Annotated in this window: 20 protein-coding genes and 1 pseudogene; 11 read left to right on the top strand and 10 right to left on the bottom strand. The window is 64.2% G+C overall.

The window, feature by feature from the left end; translation table 11 throughout:
* Nucleotides 1-135: 135 nt before the first annotated feature.
* The 8 genes from alaC to hmpA form a co-directional block, all read right to left on the bottom strand.
* Nucleotides 136-1,344 (bottom strand): alanine transaminase, encoded by a 1,209-nt coding sequence (gene alaC / locus ACDI39_RS22105; protein ID WP_225788585.1) that lies wholly within the window; start codon nt 1,342-1,344, stop codon nt 136-138.
* A gap of 252 nt (nt 1,345-1,596) precedes the next feature.
* The gene (gene cyoE / locus ACDI39_RS22100; RefSeq protein ID WP_225788584.1) at nt 1,597-2,484 is read right to left on the bottom strand and encodes a heme o synthase; all 888 of its coding nucleotides are present in this window, start codon (nt 2,482-2,484) and stop codon (nt 1,597-1,599) included.
* A gap of 11 nt (nt 2,485-2,495) precedes the next feature.
* A complete protein-coding gene (gene cyoD, locus ACDI39_RS22095) occupies nt 2,496-2,828 on the bottom strand; it encodes a cytochrome o ubiquinol oxidase subunit IV (RefSeq protein WP_225788583.1) in 333 nt (110 codons plus the stop codon).
* Nucleotides 2,828-3,451, bottom strand: a complete 624-nt coding sequence (gene cyoC / locus ACDI39_RS22090) for a cytochrome o ubiquinol oxidase subunit III (protein WP_225788582.1) — start codon at nt 3,449-3,451, stop codon at nt 2,828-2,830. The genes cyoD and cyoC overlap by 1 nt, the downstream gene beginning before the upstream one ends.
* A gap of 3 nt (nt 3,452-3,454) precedes the next feature.
* Entirely contained in the window at nt 3,455-5,476 is a 2,022-nt protein-coding gene (gene cyoB, locus ACDI39_RS22085; protein ID WP_225788581.1) for a cytochrome o ubiquinol oxidase subunit I, read from the bottom strand.
* Nucleotides 5,477-5,479: 3 nt separating this feature from the next.
* Nucleotides 5,480-6,424, bottom strand: coding sequence for a ubiquinol oxidase subunit II (gene cyoA, locus ACDI39_RS22080; protein WP_253080791.1), 945 nt, complete (start codon nt 6,422-6,424; stop codon nt 5,480-5,482).
* Between the two features lie 556 nt (nt 6,425-6,980).
* The gene (locus ACDI39_RS22075; RefSeq protein WP_225788579.1) at nt 6,981-7,487 is read right to left on the bottom strand and encodes a disulfide bond formation protein B; all 507 of its coding nucleotides are present in this window, start codon (nt 7,485-7,487) and stop codon (nt 6,981-6,983) included.
* A 604-nt stretch (nt 7,488-8,091) separates the two neighbouring features.
* Nucleotides 8,092-9,270 (bottom strand): NO-inducible flavohemoprotein, encoded by a 1,179-nt coding sequence (hmpA, locus tag ACDI39_RS22070; RefSeq protein WP_225788578.1) that lies wholly within the window; start codon nt 9,268-9,270, stop codon nt 8,092-8,094.
* Nucleotides 9,271-9,426: 156 nt separating this feature from the next.
* Here hmpA and norR point away from each other — a divergent pair, with 156 nt between their 5' ends.
* The 4 genes from norR to ACDI39_RS22050 all read left to right on the top strand — a co-directional run bounded on the left by norR (nt 9,427) and on the right by ACDI39_RS22050 (nt 13,114).
* Nucleotides 9,427-10,977 (top strand): nitric oxide reductase transcriptional regulator NorR, encoded by a 1,551-nt coding sequence (gene norR / locus ACDI39_RS22065; protein ID WP_225788577.1) that lies wholly within the window; start codon nt 9,427-9,429, stop codon nt 10,975-10,977.
* A gap of 103 nt (nt 10,978-11,080) precedes the next feature.
* A complete protein-coding gene (locus ACDI39_RS22060; RefSeq protein WP_225788576.1) occupies nt 11,081-11,980 on the top strand; it encodes a chemotaxis protein in 900 nt (299 codons plus the stop codon).
* 88 nt (nt 11,981-12,068) lie between these two features.
* Complete coding sequence (locus tag ACDI39_RS22055; protein ID WP_225788575.1) at nt 12,069-12,380, top strand: hypothetical protein; 312 nt, start codon at nt 12,069-12,071, stop codon at nt 12,378-12,380.
* Entirely contained in the window at nt 12,380-13,114 is a 735-nt protein-coding gene (locus ACDI39_RS22050) for a YkgJ family cysteine cluster protein (RefSeq protein ID WP_225788574.1), read from the top strand. The genes ACDI39_RS22055 and ACDI39_RS22050 overlap by 1 nt, the downstream gene beginning before the upstream one ends.
* 169 nt (nt 13,115-13,283) lie before the next feature.
* Here the strand turns inward: ACDI39_RS22050 and ACDI39_RS22045 are convergent, their stop codons facing one another.
* On the bottom strand, nt 13,284-14,387 hold the full coding sequence (locus ACDI39_RS22045) for a methyl-accepting chemotaxis protein (RefSeq protein ID WP_410046054.1): 1,104 nt from the start codon (nt 14,385-14,387) through the stop codon (nt 13,284-13,286).
* A 198-nt stretch (nt 14,388-14,585) separates the two neighbouring features.
* Nucleotides 14,586-14,855: pseudogene (locus ACDI39_RS22040) on the bottom strand (PAS domain-containing protein); the annotation flags it as partial.
* Between the two features lie 234 nt (nt 14,856-15,089).
* Between ACDI39_RS22040 and ACDI39_RS22035 the strand changes: the two are divergent.
* From ACDI39_RS22035 to ACDI39_RS22005, 7 genes are all read left to right on the top strand, one after another.
* Nucleotides 15,090-16,253, top strand: coding sequence for an efflux RND transporter periplasmic adaptor subunit (locus ACDI39_RS22035; RefSeq protein WP_225788572.1), 1,164 nt, complete (start codon nt 15,090-15,092; stop codon nt 16,251-16,253).
* Nucleotides 16,250-19,342, top strand: a complete 3,093-nt coding sequence (locus ACDI39_RS22030) for a multidrug efflux RND transporter permease subunit (RefSeq protein ID WP_225788571.1) — start codon at nt 16,250-16,252, stop codon at nt 19,340-19,342. Before ACDI39_RS22035 ends, ACDI39_RS22030 begins: the two co-directional genes overlap by 4 nt.
* 9 nt (nt 19,343-19,351) lie before the next feature.
* Nucleotides 19,352-20,026, top strand: a complete 675-nt coding sequence (locus ACDI39_RS22025; protein ID WP_225788570.1) for a heavy metal response regulator transcription factor — start codon at nt 19,352-19,354, stop codon at nt 20,024-20,026.
* Nucleotides 20,001-21,413 carry a heavy metal sensor histidine kinase gene (locus ACDI39_RS22020; protein ID WP_225788569.1) on the top strand — a complete coding sequence of 471 codons (1,413 nt, stop codon included), beginning with the start codon at nt 20,001-20,003 and terminating at the stop codon, nt 21,411-21,413. The genes ACDI39_RS22025 and ACDI39_RS22020 overlap by 26 nt, the downstream gene beginning before the upstream one ends.
* A gap of 129 nt (nt 21,414-21,542) precedes the next feature.
* The gene (locus tag ACDI39_RS22015; RefSeq protein WP_225788568.1) at nt 21,543-21,767 is read left to right on the top strand and encodes a hypothetical protein; all 225 of its coding nucleotides are present in this window, start codon (nt 21,543-21,545) and stop codon (nt 21,765-21,767) included.
* 205 nt (nt 21,768-21,972) lie between these two features.
* Nucleotides 21,973-23,301, top strand: a complete 1,329-nt coding sequence (locus ACDI39_RS22010; RefSeq protein WP_225788567.1) for an OprD family porin — start codon at nt 21,973-21,975, stop codon at nt 23,299-23,301.
* Nucleotides 23,302-23,481: 180 nt separating this feature from the next.
* The gene (locus tag ACDI39_RS22005) at nt 23,482-24,978 is read left to right on the top strand and encodes a GGDEF domain-containing protein (protein WP_253090646.1); all 1,497 of its coding nucleotides are present in this window, start codon (nt 23,482-23,484) and stop codon (nt 24,976-24,978) included.
* The last annotated feature ends 70 nt before the right edge of the window (nt 24,979-25,048 follow it).

The raw sequence follows: 25,048 nt of genomic DNA, 5'->3' as shown, positions 1-25,048 counted from the left end.
GGATTGCAAAAAAATCTCGCCGTTTATCAGCTGCAAGACGAGTCGCGTCGGCCCCCTACCCCACATGAACTAAGAAGCCACAAGAGGCCACCTTCACACGGGCCTGCTTGCGGCTTGAAGCTACGAGCTTGCCGCTTACTTGCGAGCCAAGCCGTCGGCCCGGAACATCTGGCGAATTCCACGGATCGCCTGGCGAATGCGGTCCTGGTTCTCGATCAGGGCAAAACGCACATGATCGTCGCCATAGTCACCGAAACCGATACCCGGCGAGACGCAGACCTTGGCCTCGGCCAGCAGCTTCTTGGAGAACTCCAGCGAGCCCATGTGCGCGTAGGCTTGCGGGATCTTCGCCCAGACGTACATCGACGCCTTGGGGTTCTCGACCATCCAGCCCAGCTCGTGCAGGCCCTTGACCAGCAGGTTGCGGCGCTGGCGGTACTGCTCGGCGATATCGCGCACGCACTGCTGGTCGCCTTCCAGCGCAGCGATGGCTGCTACCTGCAAGGGGGTGAAGGTGCCATAGTCGTGGTAGCTCTTGATCCGCGCCAGGGCGCTGACCAGCTCCGGGTTGCCGACCATGAAACCGATGCGCCAGCCGGCCATGTTGTAGCTCTTGGACAGGGTGAAGAATTCCACCGCGATGTCCTTGGCGCCCGGCACCTGCATGATCGAGGGGGCCTTCCAGCCGTCGTAGACGATGTCGGCATAGGCCAGGTCATGGACCACCAGCACGTCGTACTGCTTGGCCAGGGCCACCACACGCTCGAAGAAGTCGAGCTCGACGCACTGCGCGGTGGGGTTGGACGGGAAGCCCAGGATCATCATCTTCGGCTTGGGGATCGACTCGCGGATCGCCCGCTCCAGCTCATTGAAGAAGTCCACGCCCGGCACCAACGGCACCGAACGCACCTGGGCACCGGCGATCACCGCGCCGTAGATGTGGATCGGGTAGCTGGGGTTGGGCACCAGCACCGTGTCGCCGTGATCGAGGGTGCCCAGCATCAGGTGGGCCAGGCCCTCCTTCGAGCCGATGGTGACGATGGCTTCGCTTTCCGGGTCGATCTGCACCTGGTAGCGCTCCTGGTACCAGCGCGAGATGGCCCGGCGCAGGCGTGGGATGCCGCGGGACGTGGAATAGCCGTGGGTGTCGTCACGCTGGGCGACCTGCACCAGCTTCTCGACGATATGAGGCGGCGTGGCACCGTCGGGGTTGCCCATGCTCAGGTCGATGATGTCCTCGCCACGGCGGCGGGCAGCCATCTTGAGCTCGGCGGTGATATTGAAGACGTAGGGGGGGAGACGATCGATGCGCGCGAAACGGCGCGGCGAACCTTGGTCGGCCATGCTTTCCTCGAAGACGTAAGCGCCCGGAACCGTCCGAGCGACGTTGGCCACTGCGGTGGCCGATTCGGAAGATAATCCCGAAAGAGAATTTCTGTAAAGGGATTTTTCTTGTCCGCCTAGAGTTTTTCAGACGAATTTATTGAATCCATTAGATCTGCGGTGTTCGAACTTGCCCGCGAAAGGGGCCGGCACAAGCAGCACAAAATGAAAAACCCCGGCACAAGGCCGGGGTTTTCACGTAGCAGGCGACTGTCAGCGCGCGTAGGTCATCAGCACATCGGCTGCCGTCTGGCTGTCCACCGACATCATCACGCTCAGGGCAGTGACGGTGAGGATGGAGAAGCCAAACACCTTGCGCGCCCATTTGCTGTCGTCCTCGGCCTTGTAGCCACCCCAGGCCATGTACAGCCAGTACAGGCCCATGGCGGCCGCCACGGCCAGGTAGCCGAGGCCAGCATAACCGCCAAGGGTCAGCATCAGGGTAGCGAGCACGAAAGCCAGCACGTACAGCACGATCTGCTTCTTCGCCGCGAGGATACCGCGCGCCACCGGCAGGACCGGAATGTTGGCAGCGCTGTAGTCCTTGAAGCGGAAGATGGCGATCGCGAAGCTGTGCGGCATCTGCCACAGGCTGAACATCACCAGCAGGGTCACTGCGGCCAGGTCGAAGCTGTTGCTCACGGCGCAGTAGCCGATCACCGGAGGCATGGCACCGGACAGGCTGCCAACCAGGGTGCCGTGCACCGATTTACGCTTGAGCCACAGGCTGTAGAAGCCCACGTAGACGATGAAGCCGACCAGCGCGCAGAACGCCGCCAGGGGGTTGGCCTGGACATACAGCAGGCTGAAGCCCGCCACCCCGAGCAGGGTGGCGTAGGCCAGCGCAATGGTCAGCGGCATGCCGCCCTGGACCATGACACGGTTCTTGGTACGTTCCATCTTCTGGTCGATGTCGCGGTCGATGCAGTTGTTGAACACGCAACCGGACGCGACGACCAGGGAAGTACCGACGACCACCGCCAGGAACAGGGCGAAGTCCACATGGCCCTTCGCGGCAAGGAAGAAACCGCCTGCCACGGAAAGCACGTTACCGAAAATGATCCCCGGTTTGGTGATTTGGATAAAGTGCTTAACGGACATGCAGTCTTACCTCACTTGGCCATCATTTCGATGTGGATGCTGAACATGATCCACAGCGACAGGCCGACCAGCAGAGCGATTACCAAGGTGGTGAACAGGAACGTCGACACATTGGAACGTTGCTCTTTCGAGCGGTCCATGTGCAGGAAGTACACCAGGTGCACCACCACCTGAATGACGGCCAGGGCCACCACGATCAGGACGGTCAGGTTCTTCGGCAGGCTCGGGTACATCACCAGGCCGAACGGGATCGCAGTCAGGATGATCGACAGCACGAAGCCGATCATGTAGGACTTCACGCTGCCGTGGTTACCTTCGTGATGAGTGTCGTGTGCATTGGCCATTACAGAACCCCCAGCAGGTAGACGACGGTGAAGACGCAGATCCAGACCACGTCCAGGAAGTGCCAGAACAGGCTCAGGCAGCTCATGCGGGTCTTGGCGGTCGGGGTGATGCCCTTGGTCTGGATCTGATACATCAGCACAGCCATCCAGATCAGGCCCGAGGTCACGTGCAGACCGTGGGTACCGACCAGGGCGAAGAAGCCCGACAGGAAGCCACTGCGGTTCGGACCGTAGCCTTCGGAGATCAGGTGATGGAACTCATAGACTTCCATCGCGATGAAGCCGGCACCGAACAGGAAGGTGATGGCCAACCAGCCCAGCACGCCGCCCTTGTTGCCCTTGAACATCTGCAGCATGGCGAAGCCGAAGGTGATCGACGACAGCAGCAGCAGTGCGGTTTCAACAGCTACGAAATCGAGCTGGAAGATGTCATGACCCGACGGGCCGCCGGCAAAACTGCCGGACAGCACCGCGTAGGTGGCGAAGAGCGACGCAAACAGGATGCAGTCGGTCATCAGGTACAGCCAGAAACCGAGGACGGTCATCTGGCCCGAGTCGTGGTGGTGATCGTCGTGCCCATGGTCGTGACCATGAGCAGCGCCGTGGATTACTTGACTGGACATTGATTACACCCGCTCAAACGATTCGACACGTGCGCCGCCGGCAGGCAGTGCACCGGCCTGGGCCAGCGCCTTCATGCGCTCGCCTTCGATACGCGCCACTTCTTCGGCCGGAACCATGTAGCCCTGGTCGTCACGCGCAGCGTGGCGAACGAAGACAGCGATGGTCGCAACCAGGCTCGCGCCAACCAGCCACCAGATGTGCCAGATGAAGGCGAAGCCGAACACGGTCAGGAACAGACCCATGAACAGACCGGTGGAGGTGTTGCTCGGCATGTGGATCGGCTCGTACTTGCCCGGCACCTTGTAGGCGACACCGGCTTCCTTGGCTTCGTGCCAGGCGTCCAGGCCAACCTTCTCAGGCATGTGGGCGAAGTTGTAGAACGGAGGTGGCGACGAAGTCGACCATTCCAGGGTACGGCCACCCCATGGGTCGCCGGTCACGTCCAGGTTCTGGTTGCGGTCGCGGACCGACACGTACAGCTGGATCAGCTGGCAGGCGATACCGAACAGGATCAGCACGGCGCCGACGACGGCAACGTACAGGTACGGTTCCCAAGCCGGGTTGTCCGAGTGGTTCAGACGACGGGTCATGCCCATGAAGCCCAGGGCGTACAGCGGCATGAACGCTACGTAGAAGCCGGAGATCCAGAACCAGAAGGCAGCCTTGCCCCACTTCTCGTTCAGGGTGAAACCGAAGGCTTTCGGGAACCAGTAGGCGAAACCGGCGATGTAGCCGAATACCGCACCACCGATGATCACGTTGTGGAAGTGGGCGATCACGAACAGGCTGTTGTGCAGGACGAAGTCAGCACCTGGAACAGCCAGCAGGACGCCGGTCATGCCACCGATGGAGAAGGTGACCATGAAGCCCAGGGTCCACATGATCGGCGCGGTGAAGCGCAGACGGCCCTGGTAGATGGTGAACAGCCAGTTGAACAGCTTCACACCGGTCGGAATGGAGATCAGCATCGTCGCCAGGCCGAAGAAGGTGTTGACGCTGGCGCCGGCACCCATGGTGAAGAAGTGGTGCAGCCATACGGCGAAGCCCAGGACGGCGATCGCGCCCGATGCGTAGATCATCGAGTGGTGGCCGAACAGACGCTTGCCAGCGAAGGTCGAGGTGACTTCCGAGAACACACCGAAGGCCGGCAGGATCAGGATGTAGACCTCAGGGTGACCCCACGCCCAGAACAGGTTGACGTACATCATCGGGTTCCCACCAAGCTCGTTGGTGAAGATGTGGAAGTCCAGATAACGGTCAACGGTCAGCAGGGCCAGGGCAGCGGTCAGGATCGGGAAGGAAGCGACGATCAGGACGTTGGCCCAGGTGCAGGTCCAGGTGAAGATCGGCATGTCCATCAGTTTCATGCCAGGCGCGCGCATCTTCATCACGGTGACGAGGAAGTTCACGCCGGTAAGCGTCGTACCCAATCCGGATAGCTGTAGCGCCCAGATGTAGTAGTCCACGCCCACGCCAGGGCTGTACTGGATACCCGCAAGCGGCGGATAGGCCACCCAGCCGGTCTTGGCGAATTCACCAACGCCCAGCGAGATGTTGACCAGCAGCACGCCTGCCAGCAGCAGGTAGAAGCTCAGGGAGTTCAGGAACGGGAAGGCGACGTCACGCGCACCGATCTGCAGGGGCACGGCCAGGTTCATCAGGCCAGTGAAGAACGGCATCGCCATGAAGATGATCATGATCACACCGTGGGCGGTGAAGATCTGGTCATAGTGTTCAGGCGGCAGGTAGCCTTCGGCGCCGCCAGTGGCCGCGGCCAGCTGGGTACGCATCATGATGGCGTCGGCGAAGCCACGCAACAGCATGACCATCGCGACGATGATGTACATCACCCCGATCTTCTTGTGGTCGACCGTGGTCAGCCACTCGGTCCACAAGTAGGTCCACTTGCGGTAATAGGTGATAGCACCGATCAAAGCGATACCACCGAGCGCGATCATGGCAAGCGTCACCATGACTATCGGCTCGTGATAGGGTATCGCCTCCAGACTTAGTTTACCGAACATCTCTTACTCCTCTGCCCCGGCAGCTGGTTGCATACTCGACTCCACACCATTGGTAGTGGCCAGATCCTTGCTGCCTGCTTCTTCGTGGCTCGGGCGACCGCGGTTCATACCCTCGTACTTGTCGACGATGATCTGGAACTGGTCAGCCGATGCCTCGCTGTACAGCGTGACTGGGTTGTTTTCGCTAGGTTTGGCCAAGGCTTCGTATTCAGCCTTATCCAGCTTCTTCGGCGATTGCTTGACTTCGTCGATCCAGGCCTGGAAATCGGCCTCGGAAGTCGCAATGGCCTTGAACTTCATGCCGGTGAAGCCGGCGCCGCTGTAGTTTGCGGAAATACCGTCGAACTCGCCGTTCTCGTTGGCGATCAGGTGCAGCTTGGTGGTCATGCCGGCCATGGCGTAGATCTGGCCGCCCAGGCCTGGGATGAAGAAGGAGTTCATCACGGCGTCGGACGTGACGCGGAAGTTGACCGGGGTGTTGGCCGGGAAGACGATCTTGTTGACCGTGGCGATGCCCTGCTCCGGATAGATGAACAGCCATTTCCAGTCCAGTGCGACCACGTCGATCTGCACCGGCTTCACGTCGGAGTCCAGCGGACGATAGGGGTCGAGGGAGTGGGTGGTCTTGTAGGTGACGATACCCAGGGCGATGATGATCAGGATCGGGATGATCCACACCGCGGCTTCGATCTTGGTCGAGTGCGACCAGTCGGGAGTGTAGGTGGCGGACTTGTTGGAAGCACGGTACTTCCAGGCGAAGACCAGGGTCATGACGATGACGGGCACGACGACCAGCATCATCAGGCCGAAGGCGATCAGGATCAGGTTCTTCTGCTCAATGCCCACCTGGCCCTTCGGATCGAGAAGGGTCCAGTTGCACCCACTGAGTAAAAGCATGCCTAAAAAGGGCAAAATGCCAAACAGTCTGGGGTAACGCTTTTTACTCATCTCACGACCTCTAGATCAGCTTGCTTCAATGCAATTTGTGTTTTGGTCGCCAACACTTCGTCCTGCCAAGCGTCAGCATTTCGGGCTCGAATTCGCTCATGCCTGTGGTCCGACTGCAGGACCTGGCGTCGAGCGTGTTTACGGTGCTTATGGTTTCGTAGGCTAACGGCCTGTACTTCAGACCAAGTCCATTTGGTGCGGGAAAACGCGGAGGGAGGTCCGCCCGGTATCGCCGTTGGGCGAAACTTGTCGAAGTCAGCAAAAGGAGCCTCGGCTTCCTTCAATCCTGCGACTCGCAAGCAGTGCCGAACGGAAATTGGGGGCGATTGTAGATAGGTCGCCCCCCCTTGACTATGACTTATTGAGCAACAGTCTTTTACAGGATACGTAACAATACGGATCAAAAAATCAACTTCGCGACAGTTTGTCGCACCCGGGTTGATAGCCCTGAAACCCGCATCGCGCAAGGCTTCTTTATTGATCTGGATCAACCAGGAGGCGAGTTTCGGTTGTTGTCTCGCCCTGCAAAAGACCCGCCTCGAAGCGGGACTTTTGTCTAAGCCCGACGCCGGTTCCGGTAGATGCCCAGCGGCACCAGGATGGCAGTGAGGATGAAGGCCAGCAGAGCCCATTGGGCCAGGGACAGCCCCAGGATCGGCGGGTAGGGCGTGGTGCAGAAACCATCGACCTGGAACGCCAGCGGCCAGACCCGCGCCAGGGGCAGGTCGTCGACGATCGGCTGCAGGGTATCGATGCCGCAACTGACTGCCGGGTTGGCGAGTATATACACATGGTTGCCGGCCGCAACGATTCCGCCGATCGCACTGAGCACCACCAGGCCTTCGAAGAAGGTCAGGCTGCGCCGTCCAGGCATGGCGGCGGCGATGAAGGCGAACACGGCGATCAGCAGCAGCGCATAGCGTTGCAGGATACACAACGGGCAAGGCGCCTCGCCGAGGACCACTTGCATGTAGAGCGCGCCACCGATCAGGGAGAGGCAGATCACCCCCAGCAGCACCAGGAAGCGCCGTTCGCGATTCAGGCGCAATGTTTGTTCGTTCATGACCGGTTCCTTCGATGGATAGTGGCAGCGCCTGCACGCCTGCCAGGGCTGCAGTCTACACGTGCGTCGAGGAAACGGCGTGATAGCACTGCGCGGGGCTATCCGGAGACGACTTCAGACCAGGCGCAACGACGTCGGTTCAACGTCGACCGCCAAAATGCGGCAACCCGGATGCCGGACAGGCGCAAGCCCCTCGACACCCGGGAGTGAAGGATACAGTGATTAAAGGAGGATTAAAGATGAAAATTGGCGCAGCCCGATTCATCTCTCCTTATATAGATAGAAAGGGTAGGCCCAATCGCTGGCAAGCCAGCCCCCGTACGGCAATGTCACGTACGCTTCGTCTCGATTACCCACGTCCGGGAGCACAGTGCACGAGAGCTGGCTTGCCAGCGATTGGGATGACACGACGAGCCGGTCGGTCAGACGTTAGTGGAGCCGCTTCGCGGCCCATCGCCGGCAAGCCGGCTCCCACAGGGTCTTGTGCATGACACACGATATGTGGAGCACCACAGACCTCCTGTGGGAACCGGCTTGCCGGCGATGGGCTGCAAAGCAGCCCCAATGCCACTCGACCGACTGGCTTTGCCCCGCTACTGGCTCATCACTCCAGCGCCGCCGCCGGCCCGAAGAACTCGTAGCGGCTCTGCTGTTCCGGTACGCCCAGGCCCTTGAGCTGGCGCTTGACCGCCGCCATGAAGCCTTTCGGGCCGAGGAAGTAGGCATCCACGTCGCGCTCGCGCGGCAGCCACTCGCCCAGCAGGTCCTGGCTCAGCAGCCCCACCGCGTCGACGTCGCCCTTGCCATCGTCCTCGGCGTAGCAGTAGAAGCGCTTGAGCTGCGGGTGGCGCGCGGCCAGGCCATCGATCCAGTCACGGAAGGCATGCACCGCGCCGTTGCGCGCGCAATGGATGAAATGCACCGGACGCTGGGTCTGCAGCGCCGCCTGGAGCATCGCCAGGGTCGGGGTGATGCCCACGCCACCGCTGATCAGCACCAGCGGCTTGTCGCTGGCGGCCAGGGTGAAGTCACCCGATGGCGGGAACAGCTGCAGGGTCTGGCCGACCATGAGTTGGTCATGCAGGTAGTTGGACACCTTGCCGCCAGCCTCGCGCTTGACGCTGATGCGGTATTGCTCGCCATCGCACAGGGCCGAGAGGGAATAGTTGCGGCGCTGCTCGACGCCATCGATGAACAACTGCAGGCCGATGTACTGGCCCGGTTCGGCCTTGAGTACCGGCTTGCCATCCACCGGGGCGAAGTAGAACGAAACGATCTCGCTGCTCTCCTGCTCGCGGCGCACCAGGCGGAATTCGCGGGTACCGCGCCAGCCACCCTCGGCCTCTTCCTTCTGTTTATAGAGATTCTCCTCGGCGCCGATGAGGATATCGGCCAGCTGGCCATAGGCCGCGGCCCAGGCGTCGATGACCTGCGGGGTGGCGATGTCCTTGCCCAGCACTTCCTCGATGGCGCGCAGCAGGCAGCTGCCGACGATCGGGTAGTGCTCGGGGAGAATCTGCAGGGCGACGTGCTTGTTGATGATCTGCCCCACCAAGCCGCCGAGCTGCTCCAACTGGTCGATGTGGCGGGCATACATGAGCACGCCGTTGGCCAGGGCACGCGGCTGGTCGCCGCTGGCCTGGTGGGCCTGGTTGAACAGCGGACGCACCTCGGGGTACTCGCTGAGCATCATCTTGTAGAAGTGGGTGGTCAGCGCCTCGCCACCGCTTTCGAGCAGCGGGACGGTGGCCTTGATGATTGCACGTTGTTCGGCAGTGAGCATTTGCAACGACTCCTGAGCCTGTGGCTTCAATTTGACTGCCCTGGCTATATCAGCAATCGTGCCAACTCTGCGGGCCAATGAATTCGGGGCTTTGACAGGTAGAGAGTCAAAACGACCGCATTCCCTGTATAGTCATATAGACCAACAGGAGTCCTTATGACCGCAAAGCCTCTGCTCACCACCCTGCTGCCCCTGGTCAGCGACCTGTCCCGCGACCTGCCCGACCAGGAGCGCTACCGCCGCTTGCTGCAGGCCATGCGCGGGCTACTGCCGTGCGACGCCGCCGCGCTGCTGCGCCTGGATGGCGAATGGCTGGTGCCGCTGGCGGTCGATGGGTTGTCGGCCGACACCCTCGGCCGACGCTTCCGGGTCAGCGAGCACCCGCGCTTCCAGATCCTGCTCAGCCGCACCGAGCCGACCCGTTTCGCCAGCGACAGCGACCTGCCCGATCCCTATGACGGCCTGGTCAATGCCCCTCACGCCGACCTCGAAGTGCATGACTGCATGGGCTGCCCGCTGATGGTCGATGAACGTCCCTGGGGCCTGGTCACCCTCGATGCCCTCACCCCCGGGCAATTCCAGAGCCTCGAGCTGGATGCCCTGCAGGCCTTCGCCAGCCTGGCCGCGGCCACCGTCACGGTGGCCGAGCGCATCGAGGACCTGGCCCTGCGCGCCGAGGACGAGCACCAGCGTGCCGAGGTCTACCGCCAGGCCAGCAGCCAGGCCAAGGAGTTGATTGGCCAGAGCAAGGCGCACAAGCGCCTGCTGGAGGAAATCCGCCTGGTCGGTGGCAGCGACCTGACCGTGCTGATCACCGGAGAGACCGGGGTCGGCAAGGAGCTGGTGGCCCAGGCCCTGCACCAGGCCAGCGCCCGTGCCGACAAGCCGCTGATCAGCCTCAACTGTGCCGCCCTGCCCGATACCTTGGTCGAGAGCGAGTTGTTCGGCCATGTTCGCGGCGCCTTCACCGGCGCCCATGGCGAGCGCCGTGGCAAGTTCGAGCTGGCCAACGGCGGTACCCTGTTCCTCGACGAGGTGGGCGAACTGCCCCTGACCGTGCAGGCCAAGCTGTTGCGCGTGCTGCAGAGCGGCCAGTTGCAGCGCCTGGGTTCGGACCGCGAACACCGAGTGGACGTACGCCTGATCGCCGCGACCAACCGCGACCTGGCCGAGGAAGTGCGCAACGGCCGCTACCGCGCTGACTTCTACCATCGCCTGAGCGTGTATCCCTTGCATGTCCCGCCGCTGCGCGAGCGCGGCCGCGATGTGCTGCTGATCGCCGGCTATTTCCTCGAACAGAACCGTTCGCGCCTGGGCCTGAACAGCCTGCGCCTGAGCAGCGAGGCCCAGGCCGCACTGCTGGCCTACGACTGGCCAGGCAACGTGCGCGAACTGGAGCACCTGATCGGCCGCTCGGCGCTCAAGGCCCTCGGTCAGCACTCAGAGCGCCCGCGTATCCTCACGCTGGAGGCCGGCGACCTGGACCTGCGCAGTGTCCTGCCTGCCAGCAGCGAACCTGCCCCCGCGCCCATGCCGATAGGCAGCCTGCCCGAGGGCGGCCTGCGCGAGGCGGTGGATGACTACCAGCGCCGGTTGATCGAAGCGTGCCTGGAGCGCCACCAGGACAATTGGGCCTCCGCCGCCCGCGAGCTGGGGCTGGACCGCGCCAACCTCAGCCGATTGGCCAAGCGCCTGGGGTTGCGCTGAAGCCATTCGGGGCCGCACAGCGGCCCCGGCGAGCTAAAGCCTGGTGCCGGCATGCCGATAACCCGGCATCCACCTCTATTCCTGACAAACCCGAAGGTTGCCCATGGCCACGCAAAATGCCCGCGCGGACTCGTTGTCCCTGCTGCTGTTCACCCTGCGCAGCGGCAAGCTGATGGCAATCAACCTGCTCAAGGTCAGCGAGATCATCCCCTGCCCGCCGCTGACCAAGCTGCCCGAGTCGCACCCCCACGTGAAGGGCGTGGCCACCCTGCGTGGCAACTCGCTGTCGGTGATCGACCTGTCTCGCGCCATCGGCGAACGCCCCCTGGCCGACCCCGACGGCGGCTGCCTGATCGTCACCGAGATCAGCCGCTCGCGCCAGGGCCTGCATGTCCAGGCCGTGAGCCGCATCGTCCATTGCCTGAGCACGGACATCAAGCCGCCGCCCTATGGCTCGGGCAACCGCTCGTTCATCACCGGCGTGACCCGGGTCGACAACACCCTGGTGCAGGTGCTGGACATCGAAAAGGTCATCCACGCCATCGCGCCACCCGAAGCCGAGCCACACCCCGGCGAACTGAGCGAGGAGGACGCCAGCCTGCTGGCGGCAGCCAACATCCTGGTGGTCGACGACAGCCAAGTGGCCCTACAGCAGTCGGTGCATACCCTGCGCAACCTGGGCATCGAGTGCCATACCGCACGCAGCGCCAAGGACGCCATCAACGTTCTGCTGGAACTGCAAGGCACCGAGCGGGAGATCAATATCGTCGTCTCCGACATCGAGATGTCCGAGATGGACGGCTACGCCTTCACCCGCACCCTGCGCGAGACACCGGATTTCCAGCACCTGTACGTCCTGCTGCACACCTCGCTGGACAGCACCATGAGCGCCGAAAAGGCCAGGTTGGCCGGGGCCAACGCCATCCTCACCAAGTTCTCCTCGCCGGAGCTGACCGATTGCCTGGTGCTGGCGGCAAGGGCGGTGGTGTTCGCCGAACACTGATATATCCAGCGACAAACTCCCTGGCTTGATGCAGGGGAGGACTCGGGCATAATTCGCGCTTCTCGGTTGTTCTTTGCCGGTACCGTGTATGAAATTTCCCAGTTACCTCCTGCTTGCCTGCACCCTGTTCAGCACCGCCGCCCTGGCCTCCAGCAGCCAGGCCTGGAACGAGCAGCGCCAGCAGATGCTCAAGAGCTGCCTGGCCGCCAGCCAGTTCAAGGATGCCCACGCCCGTGGCAAGCCCGTCGAGTTCGACGACCAGGTCGGCTACAGCGCCCTGCTGATCGAAGGCGTCTACCCACAGAAGCACATGCAACAACGCACGGGCACCGAGCTGTGCCTGTACGACCGCCAGCGCAAGCAGGCCGTCGTCAGCGAGTGGAATCCGGGCGCCTACTAGTGGACCAGCACATCCGTTTCGCCTGTACCGGCTGTGGCAAGTGCTGCACCGGCCACCATGTACCGCTGACCCTGGCCGAGTCCCGCCAATGGGCGGCAGCCGGTGGCCAGGTGGTGGTGCTGATCGAGGCTTTCGTTACCGACGGCCCCGGCATGCCCAGCGAGCAGCGCGAACACGTGCTGCGCCGCTCCTACCCGGTCGCCTGCGGCACTACCGAGATGCGCGTCTCGGTGACCTTCGCAGCCTTCAACCCAGGGCGCTGCCGCAACCTGGACGCCAACGACCTGTGCACCATCTACGAGACGCGCCCATTGGTGTGCCGCATCTACCCGGCGGAGATCAACCCGCACCTGCCCTTGCGCCCGGAAAACAAGGACTGCCCGCCCGAGGCGTGGGAACAAGGCCCCGCGCTGATCCATGGCAACCTGCCGGTCGACCCACAACTGATGGCGTTGATCGAAGCCTCGCGCCAGGCCGACCGTGACGACATCGCCGCCAAGGTTGTCATCTGCCAGGCCCTGGGCATGACCACCAGCGCACTCAAGGGCAATGGGTTCACGGCCTGGCTGCCGGACACGGGGGCGTTTGCCTCGGCGCTGGAACAGGAGCCAAGCGACCAGGGCGCCACCTGGGCCTTGCATGTGCAGGACCCGGCCCTGGTCGAACAACTGCACGGCCGTGGTCTGCGCACCATTGGCGAAGCGCCGCTGTACTACGCCTTCATCGGGTTTTGAGGCGGGCTCGCCTACTCAGTAGTCGGTGCTGGTCTTTTCGCGGGCAAGCACGCTCCAACATGGCCCCTGCAATCCTTATCATGCGGGACCGACACGACCCCAAGCGGCGCTTGTCATCCTGGGGCTGCTTTGCAGACCCAGATGCAGAGCATGGCCCACAACGAAACACTCACTGACAACGCCGCCAGAACTCATCCGCCAGACGCCGCAGGTCCTGGGCCAGGTCAGCCACGTCGCTGGCGCTGCTGTGGCTGCGCTGGCCAACGTCGACGGTCGCCTCGCTGGCCTGGCGGATGATGACGATGTTGCGGTTGATGCTCTCGCTGACCCGGCTCTGCTGCTCCACCGCCGCCGCGATCTGCAGGCTCATCTCGTTGATCTGGTTGACCCGTGCACTGATGCTGTCCAGCGCACCACTGGCCAGTTGCGCCTGCTCGACACTGTGCCCGGCATGGGCGCTGCTCTGCTGCATCACCTGCACCGCGGCGCGGGCGCCCTCCTGCAAGGTGGCGATCATGCGCTGGATCTGGTGGGTCGACTGCGCCGTGCGCTGGGCCAGGCCGCGCACCTCGTCGGCGACCACGGCGAAGCCTCGCCCCTGGTCGCCAGCCCGGGCCGCCTCGATCGCAGCATTGAGCGCCAGCAGATTGGTCTGCTCGGCAATGCCACGGATCACATCGAGTACCCCCGAAATTTCGCTGCTGTGGTTTTCCAGTTGCCGCACCACCTCGCTGGCCTCCACCAGCGAGCCGGCCAGGTCCTGTATGGCGCAGCGATTGCGGTCGACCAGCTGGTGACCGGACTGGGTCTCGCCCTCGGCCTGGTCGGCGGCCATGGAGGCCAGCTGCGCGCTGCTGGCCACCTGGGCCACGCTGGCGCTCATCTGGTGGATCGCGGTGGCCACCTGGTCGGCTTCGTCCTGTTGTTCCAGGCTGTTGGCATGGCTGGCCTGCAAAGCATCCACCAAGGCACCGGAATGCCCGGCCAGGCGCGCCGAGGTATCGCCGATGCGCCCCACCACCGCGCCCAGCTGGGCCTTGAGCATGCGCATGGCGAACTCGATCTGGCCAACGCCGTCGCGCCGCCCGGTATACAACTGCTGGCTCAGCGGATTGTCGGCGATCGCCAGGGCCTGCCTGCGCAGGCGTTCGAACGGGCGCAGCAACATCAGGATCAACGCGCTGCTAAGGCCCGCAGCCAGCACGACCTCCAACAGCGTCGGCAACCAGGGTGCCCCCTGCCACCACTGCCCCGCCCCAAGCACCAGCGCCACGATCGCCGCCACCCCGAACGACAGGCGCATGCCCAGGCCCAACACCGGCAAGCGCTCGCACCAGTGCCTGCGCCCCTCGCGCAAGCGCGCGTAGCAGCGCTCGGCCGCGGCCACCTGCTCGACGCTGGGCCGGGTGCGCACCGACTGGTACTCGATGGTCTTGCCGCCACTGCTGATCGGCGAGACGAAGGCGCTGACCCAATAATGATCGCCGTTCTTGCAGCGATTCTTCACCAGCCCCATCCACGAGCGCCCTCCTTTGAGTGCCTGCCACATCTGTTCGAACGCCTGGCTCGGCATGTCTGGGTGCCGCACGATATGGTGCGCATTGCCCAGCAATTCGTCGCGGGTGAAACCGCTGATACGCACGAAATCGTCGTTGGCATAGGTGATCAGGCTGTCCAGGTCGGTGGTGGACAGGATGTTGGCATCGCCGGGGTAATCCACTTGGCGACCGGTAACAGGCATATTGCACTTCATCGGAGGCACTCGTTCTTGTTGGGAAAATCGGCAGGGCATACGACTTTAGGCACAAATCCCGATGAAACATTGATCCACGGCAGCATCTTGGCAATTGGCCATCAATGAGCCGAAACTGACAGCCCTGTCAGCCTGGCGTCACGCTGCCGACCCGATCCAGGCGCTATAAGCTTGATCAGGACAGAACCGCTTCCCCATCCTTCGGCTACGGTGCCCGACCCGATGCGACCTCCATCCCGATCCCTCGTCCTCGCCGCCCTGGCACTTCTCATCCTGGCGGCCCTGGGCGGGTGGCTGAGCCAACGCCAGGAGGCGCCCAGCGTGCGCGCGCAGAACGCCATTCCGGTGCGGGTGGTCAGCGTCGCCCGGCAGGACGTACCACGCTACACCAGCGCCATCGGCTCGGTGCTGTCGCTGCACAGCGTCGAGGTACGCCCGCAGGTCGAAGGCGTACTGACCCGGGTGCTGGTCAAGGAAGGGCAATGGGTCAAGCAGGGCGACCTGCTCGCCACCCTCGACGACCGGGCGATCCGCGCCAGCCTCGACCAGGCCCGCGCCCAACTGGGCCAGAGCCAGGCACAACTGCAGGTCGCCGGTGTGGACCTCAAGCGCTACCGCCTGCTCAGCAGCGACGACGGCGTGTCCAAGCAGACCCTCGACCAGCAGCAGGCGCTGGTCAACCAGTTGCAGGCCACGGTCAAGGGCAACCAAGCCGCCATCGCCAACGCCGAGGTGCAGCTGTCGTACACGCAGGTCCGTTCGCCGGTGACCGGCCGGGTCGGCATCCGCAATGTCGACCCGGGCAACCTGGTGCGCACCAGCGATACCCGCAGCCTGTTCAGCGTCACCCAGATCGACCCGATCGCCGTGGAGTTCGCCCTGCCCCAGCAGATGCTGCCGACCTTGCAGAGCCTGCTGAACGCACCGACCCCGGCGCTGGTGCAAGCCTACCTGGATGCCGACGGCGAGAGCCGCCTGCTCGGCGAAGGTCACCTGGCCCTGATCGACAACCAGGTATCGGCCAACACCGGCACCGTGCGGGTCAAGGCCGAGTTCGACAACAAGGACGGCCATCTGTGGCCCGGCCAACTGGTGACCGTCAAGCTGCGCACCGCGGTGGAGCAAAGTGCCCTGGTGGTTCCACCGCCCGTGGTGCAGCGCGGCATCGACGGCCATTTCGTCTACCGCCTGGACGGTGACAAGGTGACCAGCGTGCCGGTCAAGGTGCTGTACCAGGACAGCACCCTGAACATCGTCGCCGGTGTCGAGCCGGGTGACCGCCTGGTGCTCGACGGGCAGTCGCGGCTCAAGCCCGGCGCCCAGGTCGAGGTCACTCCCGAAGCGCCCGCCCCAGCGGAAATGGCCGACCGCCGGAGCCAGCCATGAACACCCGCAATGGCCTGTCGGCCTGGTGCATCGACCACCCGGTGGCGACCCTGTTGCTGACCTTCGCCTTGGTCCTGCTCGGTGTCATCGCCTTCCCGCGCCTGCCCGTGGCGCCCCTGCCGGAGGCCGACTTCCCGACCATCCAGGTCACCGCCCAGTTGCCCGGCGCCAGCCCCGAGACCATGGCCTCCTCGGTGGCCACGCCGCTGGAGGTGCAGTTCAGCGCCATTCCCGGCATGACCCAGATGACCAGCAGCAGCGCCCTGGGCTCGACCACGCTGATCCTGCAGTTCAGCCTGGACAAGAGCATCGACACCGCCGCCCAGGAAGTCCAGGCGGCGATCAACACCGCCACCGCACGGCTGCCCCGGGACCTGCCCAACCCGCCCACCTGGCGCAAGGTCAACCCGGCCGACAGCCCGGTGCTGGTGCTCACCGTCAGTTCCGCGCAGATGCCTGGCAACGAACTGAGCGACTACGCCGAGACCCTGCTCGCCCGCCAACTGAGCCAGATCGACGGCGTCGGCCTGATCAACATCACCGGCCAGCTGCGCCCGGCTATCCGCGTCCAGGCCCAGCCAGAAAAACTCGCCGCCATCGGCCTGACCCTGGCCGACCTGCGCCAGGCGATCCAGCAGACCAGCCTGAACCTGGCCAAGGGCGCCCTGTACGGCGAACACAGCGTCTCGACCCTCGCCGCCAACGACCAGTTGTTCCACGCCGAGGACTACGCCCAGTTGATCGTCTCCTACCGCGACGGCGCACCGGTGCACCTGCGCGACGTGGCCAAGGTGATCCAGGGCGCCGAGAACGCCTACGTCAGGGCCTGGTCCGGCGAGCGCCCGGGGCTGAACCTGGTGATCTTCCGCCAGCCGGGGGCGAACATCGTCGATACCGTCGACCGGGTGATGGCCGCCCTGCCCAAGCTGCAGGAAATGCTCCCGGCCTCGGTCGAGGTGTCGGTGCTCAACGACCGCACCCAGACCATCCGCGCCTCGCTGCACGAGGTAGAGCTGACCCTGATGATCGCCGTGGCCCTGGTGATCGGGGTGATGGCGCTGTTCCTGCGCCAATGGTCGGCCACCCTGGTGGTCTCCAGCGTGCTCGGCGTGTCGCTGATCGCCAGTTGCGCCCTGATGTACGTGTTCGGCTTCAGCCTGAACAACCTCACCCTGGTGGCCATCGTCATCGCCGTGGGCTTCGTGGTGGACGATGCCATCGTCGTGGTGGAGAACATCCACCGCCACCTGGAGGCCGGCGACGACAGCCGTACCGCGGCGCTCAAGGGCGCCGGCGAGATCGGCTTCACCGTGGTGTCGATCAGCTTCTCGCTGATCGCCGCGTTCATCCCGCTGCTGTTCATGGGCGGAGTGGTCGGCCGGCTGTTCAAGGAATTCGCCCTGACCGCCACCGCCACCATCCTGATCTCGGTGGTGGTGTCACTGACCCTGGCACCGACCCTCTGCGCCCTGTTCATGCGCCGCCCGCCGGCACACCAGCATGGCGGCCTCGGCCAGCGCCTGGTGCGCTGGTACGAGAAAGGCCTGGACCATGCCCTGGCCCACCAGCGCCTGACCCTCGGTGTGTTCGGCCTGACCCTGGCGCTGGCAGTGGCCGGCTACGTGGCCATCCCCAAGGGCTTCTTCCCGCTGCAAGACACCGGTTTCATCCTCGGCACCACCGAGGCGGCGGCGGACGTGTCGTACCCCTCGATGATCGAGAAGCACCAAGCCCTGGCGAAGATCATCGAGGCAGACCCTGCAGTACGCGCCTTCTCCCACGCCGTCGGCGTGACCGGCAGCAACCAGACCATCGCCAACGGCCGCTTCTGGATCGCCCTCAAGCCACGCGGCGAACGCGACGTCTCGGCCAGCGAGCTGATCGACCGGCTACGCCCCAAGCTTGCCCAGGTGCCGGGGATCGTCCTGTACATGCGCGCTGGCCAGGACATCAACCTCAGCTCCGGGCCTTCGCGTACCCAGTACCAGTACGTGCTCAAGAGCAACGACGGCGTCGCCCTGAACCTCTGGACCCAGCGCCTGACCGACCGCCTGCGCGAGATCCCGGCGCTGCGCGATCTGTCCAACGACCTGCAGTTGGGCGCCAGCGTCACCCGTATCGACATCGACCGCCAGGCCGCGGCACGCTTCGGCCTGACCACCGCCGACGTCGACCAGGCGCTGTACGATGCCTTCGGCCAGCGGCAGATCAGCGAATTCCAGACCGAGACCAACCAGTACAAGGTGATCCTCGAACTCGACGCCCGCCAGCGTGGCAAGGCCGAGAGCCTGAATTACTTCTACCTGCGCTCGCCATTGACCGGCGAGATGGTGCCGCTGTCGGCGGTGGCGCATGTCGCCGCGCCGAGCACCGGGCCGTTGTCGATCAGCCACGACGGCCTGTTCCCGGCGGCCAACCTGTCGTTCAACCTGGCACCGGGCGTGGCCCTGGGCGACGCGGTGAAGATCCTCGAGCGCACCCAGCGCGAACTGGGCATGCCCGACTCGATCGTCGGCAACTTCCAGGGCGCGGCACAGGCGTTCCAGAGCTCACTGTCGAGCCAGCCATGGTTGATTCTGGCCGCGCTGGTGGCGGTGTACATCATCCTCGGCGTGCTCTACGAGAGCTTCGTCCATCCGCTGACCATCATTTCCACCCTGCCCTCGGCGGGCCTCGGCGCACTGATCCTGCTCTGGGCCATGGGCCAGGACTTCAGCATCATGGGGCTGATCGGCGTGGTGCTGCTGATCGGCATCGTCAAGAAGAACGGCATCCTGCTCATCGACTTCGCCCTGGATGCCCAGCGCCGCCAGGGGCTGACACCGGAGCAGGCGATCCACCAGGCGTGCCTGACGCGCTTCCGGCCGATCATCATGACCACCCTGGCAGCCCTGCTCGGCGCGCTGCCGCTGATGTTCGGCTTCGGCGCCGGCGCCGAGCTGCGCCAGCCCCTGGGGATCGCCGTGGTGGGCGGGCTGCTGGTCAGCCAGGCCCTGACGCTGTTCACCACCCCGGTCATATACTTGGCCCTGGAGCGTCTGTTCCACCGCCGCCAGGCCGCCAAGGCCGTTGCGCCCAGTGCCAGTTGAGACAAGACCATGCGTGTGCTGATCATCGAAGACGAAGAGAAAACCGCCGACTACCTGCATCGCGGCCTGAGCGAACAGGGCTTCACCGTCGACCTGGCCCGTGACGGCATCGACGGCCTGCACCTGGCCCTGGAAGGCGACTACGCGGTGATCGTGCTCGATGTCATGCTCCCCGGGCTGGATGGCTACGGGGTGCTGCGTGCCCTGCGTGCGCGCAAGCAGACGCCGGTGATCATGCTCACCGCCCGCGAGCGGGTCGAGGACCGTATCCATGGCCTGCGCGAAGGCGCCGACGACTATTTGGGCAAGCCGTTCTCCTTCCTCGAACTGGTCGCCCGGCTGCAGGCCCTGACCCGTCGCAGCACCAGCCACGAGCCGCTGCAGATCCAGGTCGGCGACCTGTGGATCGACCTGCTCAGCCGCAAGGCCAGCCGCGCCGGCCAGCGCCTGGAGCTGACCGCCAAGGAGTTCTCCCTGCTCAGCGTGCTGGCTCGCCGGCAGGGCCAGATCCTGTCCAAGACCGCCATCGCCGAGCTGGTCTGGGACATCAACTTCGACAGTGACGCCAATGTCGTCGAGGTGGCCATCAAGCGCCTGCGCGCCAAGCTCGACGGGCCCTTCGACAACAAGCTGCTGCACACCATCCGAGGCATGGGCTATGTCCTGGAAAACCGTGCGGGGTAACTCCATCGCCCTGCGCCTGTCGGCGCTGTTCACCCTGGTCGCCCTGGGGGTGTTCGTGCTGATCGGCAGCGCCCTGTACCGCCAAGTCGACCGCAGCCTCGACCTGCTGCCGGCAGCCGAACTGGACGCGCGCTTCAGCGTGCTGGAGTCCACCCTCAACCGCTACGGCACACCGGAACACTGGGCCAAGATCCATAACAAGCTCAACCTGCTCGGCGAGGAAGACCGGCGTATCCGCTTCTGGGTGGTCAGCGGCGACCCGGCCTACGAGTACGGCCAACCGGACGAGGCGATCCGTCGCTTCGCCGCAGGCCCGCAGGGCATGCGCGATTTGCGCCTGGCCGAGCATCCGTATCCATACAAGGTGCTGGTCAGCGAACTGCCAGCCCTTGGCGAACGCCCGCCGCTGCGCTTTCTCATCGGTATCGACACCGAGACCTTCTGGCAGGCCCAGCACAGCCTGCTGGTGGCCATCGTCGGCCTCGCCGCGCTCGGCGTGCTGCTGGCCTCGCTGCTCAGCTACTGGGTCGCGCGCATCGGCCTCAAGCCACTGCAGGCCCTGTCGACCGAGGCCCAGGCGCTGGCCCCGCCGCACCTGGACGGACGCCTGCGGACCCAGGACCTGGCCCCGGAGCTGGCGCAGTTCGCCGACGCCTTCAACGCCGCGCTGGACCGGGTCAGCCTGGCGTACTCGCGGCTGGAGGCGTTCAACGCCGACGTCGCCCATGAGCTGCGCTCGCCGCTGACCAACCTGATCGGCCAGACCCAGGTAGCCCTGACCCGCGGGCGCAGCGCCGAGCATTATTTCGAGGTGCTGCAATCGAACCTCGAGGAGCTCGAACGCCTGCGCAGCATCATCAACGACATGCTGTTCCTGGCCAGCGCCGACCAGGGCAGCAAGGTCACCGCCCTGACCCAGGCCTCGCTGGCCGAGGAAGTGGCCACGACCCTCGATTACCTGGACTACATCCTCGAAGACGCCCACGTCAGCGTCACAGTCAGCGGCGATGCCCAGGCACCGATCGAGAAGGCCCACCTGCGCCGGGCGCTGATCAACCTGCTGAACAACGCCGTGCAGCACACTGCGCCCCACCAGGTGATCGATGTACGCATCGAGGCCGGCAACGAGCAGGTCAGCATCGCCGTGAGCAACCCGGGCCCAGCCATCGCCGAGGAACACCTGCCGCTGCTGTTCGAGCGCTTCTACCGGGTCGATGCCGCCCGCAGCAACAGTGGCGGCGGCAACCATGGCCTGGGCCTGGCGATCGTCAAGGCCATCGCCCTGATGCATGGTGGCGAGGTCTTCGTGCACAGCAAAGGGGGGGCCAACACCTTCGGTATCCGCCTGCCGAGCGCTCAACTGCGCGGGTTTGCGACAAAAGCCTGAACGTTGGCCACTCGATCATTACCTTTTACGCAACGGTGCTTATCCAACTTCGCTCTGTTTCCAGGGCGTCGACGGGGCTAACTTACGCCTGTCTCAATTAGCACTTGCCCCGCAAGAAGGTTGTTCCAAATGTCCAACAGTATGGGTGTTGCCAGCGTTTTCGTCCTGTCTTCCCTGTTGTTGTCGCCCCTGGCCATGGCCGAAGAATCGCCGGCCTTCGTTGCCCGTAACGCCGCACTTTCCGCTGTTCACCAACAAGCCCGCGAAGCCTATGCCGCGCAGAAGGCCGACAGCGTGAAAGACGCACAACAGACCGCATCCAAGGCCGTTACCGACGATAATGCCGATAGCTGATCGGCACTTCGAACGCTCTCCTTTTTCCCTTGGCTACTCCATGGGCATTGCCCGTGTCGATATGTTAGCCTTTCAAAGCCGCTGCCGATCAGCGGCTTTTTTTATGTGCTCGAAACTCTCAGCCAGGCTGTTACGTACTTCATAAGAAAGTTGTAAACCCGACAATAAAAACTGCCCCACCGCCAGACCAAAGGAGCTCGTACCGGTGTCTTCCGCGTTTCGTTTCACCCCGTTGTTCGTTGCATTGGCCGCAACGATGCCGCTTGCCGCACAGGCCGATGAAGACAAGGCTGAGGGCTTCATCGAAGGCGCGTCCCTGAACCTGCATTTTCGCAACGCCTACTTCCACCGCAACCAGCTGGACCGCGGCCACAACGACAACCGTGAATGGGGGCAGGGCTTCGTCGCCCGCTTCGAGTCCGGCTATACCCCGGGCGTGATCGGCTTTGGCCTCGATGCCCACGCCATGCTCGGCCTGAAGCTCGATGGTGGCGGCGGGCATGCCGGCACCAGCCTCCTGCCGGAGCACATCGAGGACGACGGTGAGCTGGGCGCCGCGCCGCACTCGTTCTCCACCGCCGGCGCCGCCGTCAAGTTCAAGGCCTTCGACACCGAACTCAAGGCCGGTGACCTGTTCCTCACCAACCCGGTGATCGCCGGTGGCGAGACGCGCATGCTGCCGCAGACCTTCCGTGGCGTGAGCCTGACCAACACCAGCATCGACGGCCTGCTGCTCGAAGGTGGCCAGGTCAGCTTCACCAAGCCGTACAACCAGAGCGGCCACCGCCGTATCGACACCTACTACGGCACGCTCGACGATGGCACCAAGAGCCAGCACCTGACCTGGGCCGGTGCGTCCTGGAGCGGCAGCGAGAGCATCACCAGCAACCTGTATGCCGCCGAGCTGAAGGACATCTGGAACCAGTACTACTTCGACTTCGACTACACCTACGTGGTCAACGACCTGGTCAGCTTCAATCCGGGCCTGCACTTCTACCACACCCAGGACACCGGCCAGGCGCTGCTCGGCGACATCGACAACAACACCTACAGCGTGCACTTCACCGTCAATGCCGGGTACCACAGCGTCACCGCCGCCTACCAGCGGGTCAATGGCGACACGCCGTTCGACTACATCAACCTGGGCGATAGCGTGTACCTGGACAACTCGCGCATGTACTCGGACTTCAACGGCCCCAACGAGCGTTCGTGGAAGCTGCAGTACGACTATGACTTCGCCGGCCTGGGTATCCCGGGCCTGAGTTCGTCGCTGTCGTATTCGCGCGGTGAGTTGGACCTGACCAAGCCCGCCCCGGGCAACCGCCATTACGACTACTACAATCCCGACGGCAAGAACGCCATGCATTGGGAACGTGACCTGGACGTGCAGTACGTGTTCCAGGAAGGCAGCCTCAAGGACCTTTCGGTGCTACTGCGCTATGCCAGCCACCGTGGCAGCCAGGGCTATTCCTCGGTGGACCGTGACATGGACGAGTACCGGGTGATCGTCGACTACCCACTGAACGTGTTCTGACCGGCTGACGCTCAGCGGCTTTTGGGGCTGTTTCGCAGCCCCACACCACGTCAACCCGCTCATTCCGTCGGACAGCCGCGCTAGCTCTTGTCCGGCCATTGCCGCTTGCCTAGAATGAGGCCGCCGCGTAATAGCCCTACCCTCACGGACAGAGGGGCTTATGCAGTAGCGAGCATGACGTTGCCTACTCGATCACCGCGTTCCTCCCTGTCCAGATCGCAGCCCGAGCTGATCCTCAACCTGGGCAGCTGCCTGGCCGTGCTCGCCATCGTCGCCATCGTCAGCTATCTGCTGGCCCGCGAGCGGGACAGCGTCGAGCAATCGGCCAAGCGCTCCTCGAGCAACATCGTCCAACTCATCGAGAGCGATATCCTGCGCAACGTCGAACTCTACGACCAGTCCCTGCGCAGGCTGATCTGGGCGGTACAGCACCCCGACCTGCTGCAGGTACGCTCGCAGCTACGCCAACAGATCCTGTTCAACCAGACCTTCGCCGCGCCGGTGCGCGGGAACATCCTCTGGCTCGACGCCAAGGGCGAGGTGCGCGGTGATTCGCTCAACGTGGTGCCACGCCAGGCCAGCCTCGCCGACTCCGTAGCCTTCCAGGCCCATCGCGACAACCCAGGCCTGGGCCTGTTCATCAGCCCGCCCTTCCAGGCCCGCTGGGGCAACCTCGACTGGTGCATCAGCTTCAGCCGGCGTATCTCCAGGACCGATGGCGAATTCGCCGGGTTGGCCATGGGGGTGCTGCGGTTGTCCTATTTCAGCCAGTTGTTCGAGCGCCTGGACATCGGCACCGACAGCAGCATCAACCTGCTCAATACCGATGGCCAGCTATTGGCGCGCCAACCCAGCCGCCCGCAGGCCCCGCTGATCGGCAGCGATTTCAGCGCACGTGCGAACTTCCAGCGCATCCTCAGCGAACACAGCGGCAGCTTCACGGCCCCTTCCGGGGCTTCCGGCGCCCAGCGCATGTACACCTTCGCCCGGGTGGGCGACCTGCCGCTCATCGTCCTGGTGGCGCATTCCACCGACGAGGTCTTCCAGTCGTGGCGGCGCACGGCAGCCCTGGTCAGCGTGGCGACCGGCATCCTGTGCATCGGCATCCTCTGGCTGACCCTGCTGCTGGCCCGCGAATTGCGCCGCCGCCACGACGCCGAGCAAGGCCTCGCGGCCCTGGCCGCCACCGACAGCCTCACGGGCCTGGCCAACCGCCGGCAACTGGACCAGGTGCTGCGCCAGGAATGGGCACGCGCCCAGCGCAATCGCCAGCCGCTGGCGATCCTCATGGTGGATGTGGATCATTTCAAGGCGTACAACCAGCGCCATGGCCACGCCGGCGGCGACCATGCCTTGCGCGAGGTGGCCCGAACCATAGAGCGCTGCATCCGCCGTCCCGCGGACCTGGCGGCACGCTACGGCGGCGAGGAATTCCAAGTGGTGCTACCGGAAACCGAACTGTCCGGCGCCCGCCTGCTGGCCGAACGCATCCGCGCCAGCGTCCAGCAAATGCCGTCCTTCGACAGTGATGCCCGGCCAGTGACCGTCAGCATCGGCATCGGCCTCTATACCCCCGGTACCCAGCAAGACCTGGCAGGCCTGCTGGGCACGGCGGACGAAGCCCTCTACCGGGCCAAGGCCAATGGCCGCAACCGGGTGGAGGGCCCACTGGAGTAGACCTAGGCCTTTCGTACACCGTTGGGCCTGGCAAAGGCTGCGTAGCAGCCCCATCGATTCACCGCTGGAC

It is taken from the genome of Pseudomonas sp. Tun-23181 (assembly GCF_057415455.1).
Note: the sequence above shows the minus strand (reverse complement) of the source record. Positions and strands in the feature narration are given on the sequence as shown.